This is a genomic window from Vibrio tritonius (genome assembly GCF_001547935.1).
In the GTDB taxonomy this organism is placed as follows: domain Bacteria; phylum Pseudomonadota; class Gammaproteobacteria; order Enterobacterales; family Vibrionaceae; genus Vibrio; species Vibrio tritonius.
The window spans coordinates 1,005,562-1,018,784 of the sequence record NZ_AP014635.1 but is presented as its reverse complement, the minus strand read 5'-3'; the positions used below and the strand labels follow the sequence as shown (position 1 = coordinate 1,018,784).

The window sequence follows — 13,223 nt, the reverse complement described above, 5'->3', positions numbered from 1 at the left end:
TCAACATAGAGTTGACAGATAAATTAGTGCTGAAGAATAAAATCTTCAATAATCTGAGCAAACGCCTTGGGTTGCTCTTTATGTACATTGTGTCCGGCGCTAGTGACTTGACTAAATGCCAGACCACTTTGCTGCGCAAGTGCGCGAAACTTGGTGTCGTGCTCCCCACAGACATAGTGCATGGGTAAGATAAGCGACTTTAAATCAAACAGCAGATAAGGCTGTTTCGCTAACGATGTGGCACGTAACATCTTTGCTATTTGTCCACCAAGATTATCACTACGCGCAGCAATTAATGTTTGTCTTTGCTCATGGTTTAATGAACTAAATACCGGTTGCAGATACCAATCGGCTAACACTTGTTCAATTGATTCATTAGCAAAACGATCGGCCCATCGCTGGTCATTAGCCCATCGAGATTCTCGCTCAGCCGCAGAAGACAACCCAAAATTACCGCCTTCTAAAATCAAACCCTGAATATTTAGATCTTTTAGAGCCCCCGTTGCGGCAGCCATCATTGCCACACGTGCCCCCAATGAATAACCGACCAGTATTATTGGCGTATTCTCTTGTAGCGTTGCCGCTAAAGTTTCGACCACAAGTGCTACACAAGAGTTAAAGCCATCGCACTCTACAGCATGACTCTTACCATGAAATGGCAAATCAATCGTCATCCAGTCGTGCTCTAACATACTCACCACGGACTGCCAATCCGCGCCGCTACCAAGAAGCCCATGTAAAAAAACCAACACCGGTTGGTTCGACTGATGGCAACAACGCTTTACTTGATTAGCCAGCATTTAGCTCACCCACCAGCTGTTTGATATGCTGTGACGCTTCACCCGGAATGCTTGTGACTTCCACCAATAATGCACCAGTACCATGAGCGAAATGGTCATTTAGCGCTGTTTGGTATGCTTCTAAAGTTTCGGGACATTCATATGCCAAACCAAATTGCGCTGCAGTATGTTCAAATGTCATGCCATGAGGCATCTGGTACAACGCTTGACGTTTCTCTTCAGGCACAGGCAAGAGATCGAAAATCGCGCCACCGTCGTTATTGGTCACCACTACCACGACAGGCTGAGAAGTCTGACGCAACAGCGCCAACGAATTCATATCGTACAGAAGCGACGTATCACCCAATAACATAAGCAGTGGTTTATTGGTCGCACGCTGCACGCCCGTTGCGGTTGCCACTAAACCATCAATACCCGAAGCGCCACGGTTAGCGTAGACAGGAACCGAAGGCAGAGAGCTCACCATATCCGCTAAACGGATGATTAAGCTGTTACCCAAAAATAGCGTCGCAGTCGTCGGCATTTGGTTCAATTCTAACGCTACTGCGATTTCAGATAATTTACCCGTCGCACTGTGTAATTGGGCGAGTTCACGGCATTGACGAGCGATATTTTTCAAATGATCGCCCCATCCTGCATGTGGGCAATGGCGTAGAGTTCGCTGTTGCAGTCTTTGCTCAACCCACTGAGGAATATCAGTAACCCAATGCCGCTGCGGTAAATGACTTTGGTTATTACGTAACTCACTTGATGAGACATAATCGTAACCAACACCGCCCGAACTTAAATGACGATTAATCCATTGATTCAATCGCTTTGAAACGATTCTCGCGCCGAATTGAACCACGTGATCACACTTAGATAGCTCGCGGTTTGCTTGTGGATTTTGCAACCACAAATCAAAGCCAGACCAATCGCTGCTCACACCCGCTTGCGGGTCGCACAAACATGGCCACCCCAGTGCTTGAGCAAAATGTTGCGCAGCCTTAGCGTCTTCTAAACTCAAAGCTCCGAGTACAACAACCCCCTTTTTATCCAGCCAATCAGCCACTTCTGGAGCGGTAACCTGGATAGCCGCATCACGCTGACAATAAACCGCATTCGACTCTCGCCACGCGGTGATGGGGGCAAGATAATCACTATATAGCTCTTCCGAACCATTAGAATACAGCGGTTCAGGGTAAGGGCAGTTAATATGAATACTGCCACGTCGCTTTTGCTGGTGGTACATAGCATCATCGACAGTGGTTAACAGCCAGCGCAGGGGCACCTGAGTTGATGGCGAAGGCAAATTCACACTGTGATTCACATGAGAAGAATAGATTCCCACTTGGTTGATCGCTTGGTTAGCACCACAGTCAAGCAATTCGACAGGGCGATCTGAACTCAAAATAATAAGTTGTTCGCCGGTCAATTTAGATTCCGCAACGGCAGGTAATAAGTTCGCAACTGCTGTACCTGAAGTGACAATCACCGCCACTGGCTGACCACTGGCTTTAGCAAGACCTAACGCCAAAAAGCCTAACCCACGTTCATCATAATGGGTATGTAAAGTCAATTTATCATTGAGGTCCGCTTCTAACGTCAAAGGCGTAGAACGCGATCCCGGTGCAGCACAAACATGACGTACCCCTAAACGGGCCATCTCTTCGAGTAGCGTTTTACTCCAAATACGGTTCAATACCGCTTGATCGTGGCTCATTGCACAACCTCAAGCGAGTGAGATTCATCAATCAGGCTTTTTAGCGTTGACATCTTTTTGTCCAATTCTTGCCATTCGTATGCGGCAATTGAGCCGGGGACAATCCCAGCTCCAGCATACAGACGAACTTCTTTATCGAGTACTAACGCGCTGCGAATCGCAACGCAAAATTCAGCTTGTTCATGGCTAAAGTAGCCCATCGATCCTGCATACCAACCCCGGATAAACGGCTCTTTATCTAAGATAAATTGAAAAGCTTCTTTACGTGGCACGCCCGATACGGCAGCCGTTGGCTGCAAAGCACTTAATAGCTGCACACCATTAATACCAGACTTAAGCGCTACTTGAATACGGCGACGCAAATGCTGAACTTTACGCAGTTGTACCAATTTTACCTCTGGCTCAACAGTCACCTCACTAGCATGAGGGGTGATTCGGTCGACAATGTCATCGACAACGTACTGGTTTTCATTGATGTTTTTCTCATCATGTAATAACCAGTAAGCCAACGCTTCATCTTCTGCGTTTGTCTGACCACGACCGATAGTGCCCGCGAGTGCTTCGGTCTGCAGCTCATTACCATAACGACGATACAAACGCTCAGGAGTCGAACCCATAAAGCTCTCCTGCTCATTAAGCACCAACATAAAATGAAAACTGTTGTGGTTGTTCGCATAGCTGACTTTAAGCAGTTGAGCCGCACTAAGAGGCTTAGAAAGCGCTAAACAGGTTTCGCGCGCGAGCACCACTTTTTTAACGTGCTGTTGTTCAACACTGCTCAGGACATCATCGATCAATTCTGACCAGTGAGCTTGCGTCGGAGCATGACGAACATCGGTAATTTGAGCATCAATTTCTGCCATTTGTACTTGTTGCGTCTCTAGCCGGTGTAACGTTTCAATCACTGACAAGCGGTCTGCATTGAGGTTAACAGCAAGAAACCACTGATTTTGACGACGAATCAACTCCACTTGTGGCAAAAAGAAGAAAGAAGGTAAGCCACTGGCATTTTTTTGCGTGCCGCCATCAAAGGAGCGTCCACCCCATACACGTTGATGCTCTCCAAGCACAGCATACGCTGGCGCTGGGTCAGTAAATGTGTGCACCGCACCAAGAGAAACAACTTCTTCACTGGCATCACGATCTTGCCAATAGAACTTGGGAAACACGGGCTGTACATCAAGCCAATCGATCAACGACCATTTCGGAGCATCGTCCAACGGTAGTTCGATGCGTAGAGCGTGATCCTCAGCTTGGTAAATTTGTTCTATCAGTTGAACAATAGACTGGTGAAAATTAGACAAAGCGACCTCGGAGAACAAGAGATTCGGTGTTACTGTGGGCTACTCTATTGAGAGAGCACACTTAAATCAAGGTTGTACCCCATCTTTTTCCCATCTGCTTGTCTCAGCTCAATTTTGGTTACTTATCAATAACAATTATTTTTTTAGATTTTTATTCTAAAAAAAAGTCATTTAGTGTAGTTTGATAATACAAAACAATTACAATCAGGAACAAAACAATGCAAAATATCGGGATGTCGTCAAAACTCGATAATGTCTGCTACGACATTAGGGGTCCAGTACTCAAACATGCTAAACGCATGGAGGAAGAGGGGAATAAAATACTGAAGCTCAACATCGGTAACCCTGCCCCATTTGGTTTTGATGCCCCGGATGAAATCCTGGTCGACGTGATCCGTAATTTGCCAACATCACAAGGCTATTGTGATTCAAAAGGCATCTACTCTGCTCGTAAAGCAGTAGTACAACACTATCAGAAAAAAGGCATTCGCAGTCTCGATGTAGAAGATGTCTACATTGGTAATGGCGCTTCTGAGTTGATTGTGATGTCGATGCAAGCCTTGTTAAACAATGGCGATGAAATGCTGGTTCCCGCTCCGGATTATCCGCTCTGGACCGCTGCCGTCTCTTTGGCTGGTGGTAATGCTGTACACTACCTCTGTGATGAACAAGCAGATTGGTTACCTTCACTCGATGACATCAAGAAAAAGATTTCAAAGAAAACCCGAGGCATTGTTTTAATCAACCCAAACAACCCAACGGGTGCGGTTTATTCGCGTGATTTTCTTCTAGAAATCGTCGAAATAGCACGACAAAATAATCTCATCATTTTCGCCGATGAGATCTACGACAAAATTTTGTACGACGGTGCCACTCATACTTCTGTAGCGACCCTAGCCGATGACATTTTGGTGATGACCTTTAATGGTCTATCAAAAGCTTATCGTGTTTGTGGCTTTCGTGGCGGTTGGATGTTCCTAACCGGCCCTAAACATCTGGCATCTGGATTTATTGCAGGATTGGATATCTTGGCCTCGATGCGTTTGTGTGCCAACGTGCCGATGCAGCACGCTATTCAAACCGCTCTCGGTGGCTACCAGAGTATTAACGAGCTGATCTTACCGGGTGGACGTCTTCTTGAACAACGTGACCGTGCATGGGAAATGATCAACCAAATCCCTGGGGTTTCTTGTGTGAAACCGAAAGGGGCAATGTATCTTTTCCCTAAATTGGATAAGAAAAAATTCAATTTAAAAGATGACCAACAACTGGTTCAAGATTTTCTGGTTCAAGAAAAAGTGTTACTCGTTCAAGGCAGTGGTTTTAACTGGCCAGAGCCTGACCATGTACGAATCGTAACTCTGCCTCATGTGGAAACACTCGAAGATGCCATCGGTCGCTTTGAACGCTTCTTAAGTACGTATAAACAGAAATAAACTCGTTAAGAAAATGACAATGACCTCATTCTAATGAGCAGAAACTAACCGTTTAACGGTATCGTTAAGTGACTCTCTTTTGTACACTGACAAGACATTTTTAATTAAGGATGTTTTCGCAGATGAAAGAGAGTCATTTTTTTGCCCACCTTGCACGTATGAAACTCATTCAGCGCTGGCCGCTAATGCGTTCTATCTCCAAAGAAAATATCTCCGAACATAGCCTGCAAGTTGCTTTTGTTGCCCACGCGCTTGCCGTCATCAAAAACAAAAAATTTGGTGGAAAACTCAATCCTGAACGCATTGCCATCAAAGCGATGTACCACGACAGCAGTGAAGTGCTGACGGGTGACTTACCCACTCCAGTCAAATATTACAATTCTGAAATTGCCAAAGAGTACAAAAAGATAGAAGCCGCAGCAGAAAAACGCCTGCTTTCTATGCTACCTGAAGAACTGCAAGACGATTTTGCTCCGTTTCTACTCTCAGACTCGGCGGATCAGGAAGATGCAGCAGTGGTGAAACAAGCCGACTGCATTTGCGCTTACCTAAAATGCTTAGAAGAGCTCAGTGCGGGTAACCAAGAGTACGCGTTAGCGAAAAAACGCCTCGATGTCACACTCAAAGAACGCTATACCGAAGAAATGGATTATTTTCTCCATACCTTTGCGCCGAGTTTCGAATTAACCCTAGACGAAATTAGTTAACAGGTTGTAAATTTAGGGAAAAGGTGGCGACAGAAGGAGAGGTAATGTCTTTTTCAATCAGTGAACAATGGCAAGAACGTAATAATGACGAACATAAAGTTCGTTTAAACGATCATCGTTCCCCATTCCAGCGCGACCGTGCGAGGATATTGCACTCCGCTGCTTTTCGTCGCCTGCAAGCCAAAACTCAAGTGCATGGCACCAGTCTCAATGATTTTCACCGTACGCGGCTAACTCATTCACTTGAAGTGGCACAGATTGGCACGGGTATCGTCGCGCAAATCAAAAATAAACAGCCCGAGCTGCGCGAATTAATGCCATCAGACAGCTTGATCGATTCACTTTGTTTGGCGCACGATATTGGTCACCCACCTTTCGGTCATGGTGGGGAAATCGCGTTGAATTACATGATGCGTGAACATGGCGGTTTTGAGGGCAATGCACAAACATTTCGTATTGTGACGAGCCTAGAACCATATACCGAACATCATGGAATGAATTTAGCTCGTCGGACTTTGTTAGGGTTACTCAAGTACCCCGCTCTGCTAAGTGATACCCGCGCAGAAAAATTGCACCAAACCGTTGAACTTCGCCAACTCAAAGCTCGTGATTGGATGCCCGCCAAGGGGATTTATGACTGCGATGGTACGATGCTTAGTTGGGTATTTGAACCTCTATCAGACAAAGATCGTCAGCTTATTAAACAGATGCGAGGGCCTGCAACAACGCCCTATGAGCATCAGAAAACCCAATTTAAATCTCTCGACTGCTCAATTATGGAGTTGGCCGATGATATTGCCTACGGCGTACATGATTTAGAAGATGCAATTGTGTTAGGCATGGTAACGAAAACACAATGGCAGCAAGGTGCTTATGACGCTCTCACTCGTTTTCCTAAAAGCTGGTTTGCGACTGAACTTGATGAACTTACCGACATGCTTTTTTCTGACAAGCACTATGTGCGTAAAGATGCGATAGGCAGCATAGTTAATGCACTGCTAACCAGTATTAGTGTAAAAAAAGTAGCCGCGAATTTTGATAACCCACTACTGGCTTATAACGCTTATTTGACGCCAGAAATGTCGGAAGCCCTTGATGTACTTAAAGGCTTTGTCAATAAGTATGTGATTCAAGTACCGAACGTGCAGCGTTTTGAATATCGTGGTCAGCAAGTGATTATGGATCTATTTGAAGCATTGAGTGCAGATCCAGAAAGGCTCTTGCCACAAGCGACCAAAGAGAAATGGGCGGCGGCAGAATGCTCCCACAGTGATGGGATGCGTGTTTTGTGTGACTATATCGCAGCAATGACTGATGGCTATGCTCAACGTATTCATCAGGAGTTATTCGGCTAGTTAAGGGCGTTCCATGCTCACTATTTATTGAGGTAATTGCGCTCAAATACACCTGGCGGCATATGACGGATTTGAGCATCGACCATTTGCTCAAACGCCGTTAATAGCGGAGAAAAATCGGCGTCGACCTCCATCATAGAAAGAAGATGGTAACCCGCTTCAACGGTGGATAAGGCATTATCACTGGGTGCTTTACGAATCCGGTAATTGCCTTTGAGATCTGTTGGTAGATGCAGTGCAGGTAATGCATGTAGTTGGGTGTTGATTTGCCACATTTTGAATGCTTTTTTCCAAGTTCCATCCAATAAGATCACCCGAACCTTTTGCTGAGGTTGATGCAGGGCAATCACATCACTTGCGGATATTGAAGTATCACTAGGATAAAGTACATAGTGAGCCACACCCTCTTCGCTTAACAAAGTATTGAGCGTTTCATCTTGGCGAAAGTCCTCACCAATCAAAACTTGGCTATTATTGAGCGATAAGCTGAGGATGCGAGCCGTCCCCATCGGACGATGTTCTTCTGTCGGATGTTGAAGAATGATAAGCTCAACATCACTATGAAGTGGGGTTATCACACTGCATATACATACTTTGTGGGCTTTACCACACTGAGAACAATAACGGGACATATTGTGAATCTTTACCTATCGCTGCTGTTAATGAGTTTAGTTTGTCTAGCGCTACAATTTGAGCCTTTCGCGAGTTTTGCGGCTTGGCAACTGACCTCGATTGAACACGGACAGTGGTGGCGCATCCTAACAGGAAACTTCACTCATACCAACTTTCCCCATCTTTTAATGAATCTAGCGGCTTTATGGCTGGGTGGGTTTATTTTCAAACCACAAAGTCGCCAATTAGTGCTGGTCAGTATCGGGGTCAGTATCGCCGTGGGTGTATGCCTACTCTTTAGCTCGCTCACGAGTTACGTTGGTTTGTCAGGCACATTACACGGTCTATTTGCGTTTTTCGCTTTAAAAGAAGCACTCGAAGGACGCCGCTCCAGTTGGCTTTTATTTATCGGTGTTATCGCCAAGGTTATGTGGGAACAAATCTTCGGCCCCGCCGCCGAAACCGCACACCTCATCAACGCCAAAGTCGCCATTCAAGCGCACCTTGCCGGTATGGGGACAGGCACCCTAACCGCCCTAACCAACCATTTGTTATATCAAAGAAAAAGTAGCAAGCCTGCTTTATAGACTATCGAATCTCTTACAGGGACAGGCACGCTAAAAGCCTTGTATTTTATGAGGCCAGGCATCTTTATTTTACGAGGACAGACACCATAAGCACGAGGACAGACATCGTAAGCAGTGTATCCAACACATTAATATTGTTGATAATAGTTATTATTTCTAGCCTTATTTAGTTGAATTGATTACTCTTTGCGGGGCGTATTTCATTAGTCTGGTAAGGATGGCGCATGCAACTTAATACATCTTCAGCTGATCTTCATTCATTTCTTGAGCATAACTCCAAGCTGAATACTCTCTCTGTAGGCTCTCAAGAATGGTGGGATGAATTGGAATACATCGGCACACCTTTGTTGCTACCAACAGACAGCGGCTACGCAGACGCCTGTTTTATTTGGAGAAACACAGCATCCTATCCGGTTGCAGCCGTCTATTTGGATATTCACGGCATTACAGACCATCACAGTTTCACCCCAGACAAATTCACTCAGTATCAAGATTCTGACCTCTACTATTTTTGTTGCCGCCTACCGAATGCTTGGCGCGGAGCATATGCGTTTGTACCTGTTCCTGAAGATGGGATTCAACCCCACTATCACGGAACGATGCAAGAACAAAAACAGCAGCATAGGCAATGGCTTATGAGCACAATGGCCAACTATGCAACCGTTGATCCATTACAAAAGCGTAACCTACCAAACTGCCTATGGGGTCAAGAATACTCGCAATATGCGATGCCAGAAGCGCCTTATCAGCCAGGGTGGGAGCGTTTTGACCAAACAGGGGGCGAAGCTTTTGCGCAAGCAGAAGTGGTTGAGTTTACTTGGCAATCAGCATTAATGAACAAATCTCGTCAAGTTTGGTGCTATAGCACATCATCTTCACAAGCAACTGACTTGCCTATTATTATCATGCAAGATGGGGATTTTTGGGCCAAGCAAATGCCAGTATTCTCTGCCCTAGATGACAATACCCAAAGCGGTTATCTACCTGAGGCGGTCTATGTGATGATCGATGCGATCAATCGTCGCCATCGCGGTGAGGACCTCACCTGTAATCCCATCTATTGGCAAGCGATTCAACAAGAGTTGCTCCCCCAAATAGAGGCCCTTTATCAAGTTTCTCGCAATCCACTCAAAACTGTAGTTGCCGGGCAAAGTTATGGCGGTTTAACGTCGATGTATGCCGCTCTTCACTGGCCAGAGCGCTTTGGCTGCGTGGTCAGTTCATCGGGATCCTTTTGGTGGCCTCATCGCGAGCAAATTCGTCAGCAATCAAAGGATGAGGTTCTACCAACTTTAGACGCTAAGTTCGTTGATTTTATTCAAAATGAACTACCTAAAGAGGTCACCATTAAGTCGTACCTCGATGTAGGATTAAGGGAAAAACGGATGGTGGAATTAAATCAGCAAGTCGCCGATGCTTTAAGCGCTCATGGTCAAGTCAAAACCCTCTTTAGTACCTATGATGGCGGGCATGAACGCCTGTGCTGGCGTGGTGGATTAATGCAAGGGTTACATTACGTTCTATCTGAATAGCACAAGCTCAGCACACTACACCATGAATACGTTGTTTATTCAGTTGCTGTTTGGCCTGAAGTAATTGATCTTTAGGCCCAATCCACAGACATCGCCGCTGTTCAATACAGGTACAAAGATCTAAAAACTCTCGTTGATTATCCGACAAACGCGCTAATAACGGCGGGAGTGTTTGGTCCACTGAGTAACGACCCTCTGAATAATGATGTTTCCCTACCCAATCAACCCACTCGATGTAATCCATTAACCGAAACGGAATACCGTCCTTGCTATCCATTCGCTCGCCACCAACGAATGGAAACAAGGAAGACGGTGTAGGCTGTTGATTTTCCAGAGCAGATAAACGCAGCTTAAGTGAAGTATGTTCCGACTCTTCTGGTGTCGGCGCGGCATTGGCTCTTACTGGATTGAGATCTACATAAGTCATCGCAGCTAGTAATGCTTTTTCATCTAAAAGCGCTTGTGATTTAAAGCGTCCCTCCCAGAAATGTCCCGTGCATTCGTCCTCAGTATTGGCTTGTTTGGCAATCGCCATATTAAGCTCTTTCATCATCCAGCTCAGAGACGCGAGTCTTTTACGCCACTCTTCAATTAATTTGTTGGCAGCCACGTTTTCGCTCTTCGTTGTAATCTCTCCGTTAAGATAACGCTGAGCAAGCGGGTGTAAATGATGGTGCTTGCCCCAACGCTCAATAACTTCAAAACCGGAAAGCTCAGCCGCTTTGGCTTCATTGATATGCACGACTAAATGGTAGTGGTTACTCATCACTGCATAAGCGCAGATATCAATACAATAAATTTCTGCTAAATAGAGTATCCGTTTTTCCACCCACTCCCGACGGTGCTCAAAGTTTCTACCTGACACTGCATCGACACCACATAGAAACGAGCGGCGAACACAACGAGAAACACAGTGGTAATAAGGCGTGATCGTGGTATCAACTTGGTGGCGGCGAGCTATAGTCATCATCAACATCCAGATAAAGAAACTGCTGCTGTTGTGACACGAAAAATATGGAGATTGAAGGAGAACAAAGACTTACTGCGAGTCAGTTCAAAAATTTACGGCTTAACAAACGCCAACATTAGCGTGCCTGTCCCTGTAAACATGATTAAGACATCTGTATTAAAGTGTCTGTCCTCATAAGAGAAATTAAGATGTCTGTCCCCGTAAAAGATAGCGTTTATTAGGTATTGTTGAAGTGCCTGTCCTTGTAAGAGAAGGAAACAAAAAGCTCTGCATTGCAGAGCTTTTATCACTGTTCAAATCAAACCGTTTTATACAATAGGACGTTGGCCGCGGTTGAGTAACTTCATAAATACACTGTCTGCGGCTTCGCCGGCAACACCAGCGATTTTGTCCGTCAGCTTTTTCTTCTGCACATAGTGGATAGCTAACACGGTTTTCTCTTTGCACGCTTCAACCACTAAGTCATCAGACGTTTTAATCGCATCCACCAGCCCCAGTTCAAGAGCTTGAGTACCAAACCAGTGCTCACCGGTTGCTACTTTTTCTAGTTCCAGTTCAGGACGATGTTCACGGATAAAATCTTTGAACAACACATGGGTTTCTTCCAGCTCTTGCTTGAACTTATCACGAGCTTTATCGGTGTTTTCGCCAAACATGGTTAGCGTACGTTTGTATTCACCCGCGGTGAGTTGCTCATACTCAATGTCATGTTTTTTAAGAAGCTTATTGAAGTTAGGCAACTGAGCCACTACCCCAATAGAACCAACAATCGCAAATGGCGCAGATACAATTTGATCACCAATACAAGCCATCATATAACCGCCACTCGCTGCGATTTTATCAACAGAGATAGTGAGCTTCAGTCCTGCATTTTTAATGCGATCCAGTTGAGATGCCGCTAAGCCATAGCCATGCACCATACCACCACCAGATTCTAGACGCAGTAAGACTTCATCACCTTCTTTAGCCACCGCCAAAACACCGGTGATCTCTTCGCGCAAAGCGGCAACTTCTTTTGCATCAATGCTACCATTGAAATCCAGCACAAAAAGATGAGGATCACGATTAGAACTTAAATCACCGGCTTTTGCTGATTTTTTAACATCCTTTTCACGGGCTTTGTGTTTCTCTTTTTCGCTTTTTTTCTCCGCTTTATAACGCGCTTTCAAAAAAGCATCGTCGTGCAAATAATGTTCTAAATGCTCAACCGTCTCTTTGTGCTTTTCGGTCAAGTTAGTGACTTCCAACTCCCCTTTCGCACTGTGATGTTTACCACCGACGGATTTGATAACGACTAACAATACGACGATAGCAACTACAATGGTTGCAATCTTGGCCAGAAACAGACCATAGTCCATCAAAAATTCCAATGTTCTTATCCTCTTTCATGCGAATTAGTGTATTGTAACCATCTTGTCACCAAGACTGAAACGAAATTCTAACAACAAGGAGTCGCTCGTGGATTATTCCGTATCTCCCACTGCACTGCATGATAAAGTTATTCTAGTGACTGGCGCTGGTGATGGCATCGGTAAACAAGCCGCCTTAAGTTATGCAGCCCATGGCGCTACTGTCATTTTGCTTGGCCGAACCGTTGCAAAATTGGAAAAGACCTACGATGACATTGAAGCAGCAGGTTACCCACAGCCCGCTATTATTCCTCTCGATATGCTCGGTGCAACCAAGCAAAACTACCTTGATATGGCAGCCACTATCGAGCAACAGTTTGGCCGCTTAGATGGTATTTTGCACAACGCAGGCCTGCTTGGCGATCTGTGCCCTTTAGAGCAAATTGAAGAAGCAACATTCGATGCCGTTATGCAAGTGAATGTCAAAGCACAGTTTTTGATGACTCAGGCATTGTTACCTCTGCTACGTAAATCTCAAGCAGGGCGCTTGGTGTTTACCAGTTCAACTGTAGGCCATATTGGCCGTGCATTCTGGGGAACCTACTCTATATCAAAATTTGCCACAGAAGGAATGATGCAAGTTCTCGCCGATGAACTGAGCGATACTCCGATTCGTGTTAATGCCATCAACCCCGGCGGCACCCGTACTGGTATGCGTGCGAGCGCCTTCCCAGCCGAAGATCCCAACACGCTAAAAACCCCAGAAGACATCATTCCTCTGTACGTGTATCTAATGGCTCCAGAAAGCGCCGCGGTACATGGTCAATGCATTGATGCCCAACCCAAACGTTAATCTTATCGTCAAATAA

Annotated in this window: 12 protein-coding genes; 6 read left to right on the top strand and 6 right to left on the bottom strand. The window is 45.4% G+C overall.

What is annotated here, in order from left to right; translation table 11 throughout:
- Positions 1-23: 23 nt before the first annotated feature.
- From menH to JCM16456_RS04755, 3 genes are read right to left on the bottom strand one after another with little or no spacing between them, the layout of a single operon-like run.
- The gene (menH, locus tag JCM16456_RS04765; protein WP_068712849.1) at positions 24-800 is read right to left on the bottom strand and encodes a 2-succinyl-6-hydroxy-2,4-cyclohexadiene-1-carboxylate synthase; all 777 of its coding nucleotides are present in this window, start codon (positions 798-800) and stop codon (positions 24-26) included.
- On the bottom strand, positions 790-2,502 hold the full coding sequence (gene menD / locus JCM16456_RS04760) for a 2-succinyl-5-enolpyruvyl-6-hydroxy-3-cyclohexene-1-carboxylic-acid synthase (protein WP_068712847.1): 1,713 nt from the start codon (positions 2,500-2,502) through the stop codon (positions 790-792). Before menD ends, menH begins: the two co-directional genes overlap by 11 nt.
- Positions 2,499-3,806: an isochorismate synthase gene (locus JCM16456_RS04755; protein ID WP_068715888.1), complete on the bottom strand. Its 1,308-nt coding sequence runs from the start codon at positions 3,804-3,806 to the stop codon at positions 2,499-2,501. Before JCM16456_RS04755 ends, menD begins: the two co-directional genes overlap by 4 nt.
- Positions 3,807-4,024: 218 nt before the next feature.
- Between JCM16456_RS04755 and JCM16456_RS04750 the strand changes: the two genes are divergently transcribed.
- The 3 genes from JCM16456_RS04750 (at position 4,025) to JCM16456_RS04740 (ending at position 7,304) form a co-directional block, all read left to right on the top strand.
- A complete protein-coding gene (locus JCM16456_RS04750) occupies positions 4,025-5,242 on the top strand; it encodes a pyridoxal phosphate-dependent aminotransferase (RefSeq protein ID WP_068712845.1) in 1,218 nt (405 codons plus the stop codon).
- A gap of 122 nt (positions 5,243-5,364) precedes the next feature.
- Positions 5,365-5,949 carry a 5'-deoxynucleotidase gene (gene yfbR / locus JCM16456_RS04745; RefSeq protein WP_068712843.1) on the top strand — a complete coding sequence of 195 codons (585 nt, stop codon included), beginning with the start codon at positions 5,365-5,367 and terminating at the stop codon, positions 5,947-5,949.
- A 44-nt stretch (positions 5,950-5,993) separates the two neighbouring features.
- Entirely contained in the window at positions 5,994-7,304 is a 1,311-nt protein-coding gene (locus JCM16456_RS04740) for an anti-phage deoxyguanosine triphosphatase (RefSeq protein WP_068712841.1), read from the top strand.
- Between the two features lie 20 nt (positions 7,305-7,324).
- Here JCM16456_RS04740 and JCM16456_RS04735 read toward each other — a convergent pair whose 3' ends face one another.
- Positions 7,325-7,936 carry a tRNA-uridine aminocarboxypropyltransferase gene (locus JCM16456_RS04735; RefSeq protein WP_068712839.1) on the bottom strand — a complete coding sequence of 204 codons (612 nt, stop codon included), beginning with the start codon at positions 7,934-7,936 and terminating at the stop codon, positions 7,325-7,327.
- 3 nt (positions 7,937-7,939) lie between these two features.
- On the opposite strand from JCM16456_RS04735, the gene rrtA reads away from it, so the two are divergent.
- The gene (gene rrtA, locus JCM16456_RS04730) at positions 7,940-8,503 is read left to right on the top strand and encodes a rhombosortase (RefSeq protein ID WP_068712837.1); all 564 of its coding nucleotides are present in this window, start codon (positions 7,940-7,942) and stop codon (positions 8,501-8,503) included.
- A gap of 224 nt (positions 8,504-8,727) precedes the next feature.
- On the top strand, positions 8,728-10,035 hold the full coding sequence (gene fes / locus JCM16456_RS04725; protein ID WP_068712836.1) for an enterochelin esterase: 1,308 nt from the start codon (positions 8,728-8,730) through the stop codon (positions 10,033-10,035).
- Positions 10,036-10,042: 7 nt separating this feature from the next.
- On the opposite strand, the gene JCM16456_RS04720 is transcribed toward fes, so the two are convergent.
- Positions 10,043-11,005, bottom strand: coding sequence for a transposase (locus tag JCM16456_RS04720; protein WP_231894418.1), 963 nt, complete (start codon positions 11,003-11,005; stop codon positions 10,043-10,045).
- 308 nt (positions 11,006-11,313) lie between these two features.
- Positions 11,314-12,375 carry a protease SohB gene (gene sohB, locus JCM16456_RS04715; RefSeq protein WP_068712832.1) on the bottom strand — a complete coding sequence of 354 codons (1,062 nt, stop codon included), beginning with the start codon at positions 12,373-12,375 and terminating at the stop codon, positions 11,314-11,316.
- Between the two features lie 88 nt (positions 12,376-12,463).
- Here sohB and JCM16456_RS04710 point away from each other — a divergent pair, with 88 nt between their 5' ends.
- Entirely contained in the window at positions 12,464-13,207 is a 744-nt protein-coding gene (locus JCM16456_RS04710) for a YciK family oxidoreductase (protein WP_068712830.1), read from the top strand.
- Positions 13,208-13,223: the final 16 nt, after the last annotated feature.

Bases quoted from the DNA above. Each gene is read 5' to 3' on its own strand.
- yfbR (WP_068712843.1), top strand. From the start codon at position 5,365: ATGAAAGAGAGTCATTTTTTTGCCCACCTTGCACGTATGAAACTCATT.
- menH (WP_068712849.1), bottom strand. From the start codon at position 800: ATGCTGGCTAATCAAGTAAAGCGTTGTTGCCATCAGTCGAACCAACCG.
- JCM16456_RS04740 (WP_068712841.1), top strand. From the start codon at position 5,994: ATGTCTTTTTCAATCAGTGAACAATGGCAAGAACGTAATAATGACGAA.
- JCM16456_RS04750 (WP_068712845.1), top strand. From the start codon at position 4,025: ATGCAAAATATCGGGATGTCGTCAAAACTCGATAATGTCTGCTACGAC.
- JCM16456_RS04735 (WP_068712839.1), bottom strand. From the start codon at position 7,936: ATGTCCCGTTATTGTTCTCAGTGTGGTAAAGCCCACAAAGTATGTATA.
- menD (WP_068712847.1), bottom strand. From the start codon at position 2,502: ATGAGCCACGATCAAGCGGTATTGAACCGTATTTGGAGTAAAACGCTA.
- fes (WP_068712836.1), top strand. From the start codon at position 8,728: ATGCAACTTAATACATCTTCAGCTGATCTTCATTCATTTCTTGAGCAT.
- JCM16456_RS04720 (WP_231894418.1), bottom strand. From the start codon at position 11,005: ATGATGACTATAGCTCGCCGCCACCAAGTTGATACCACGATCACGCCT.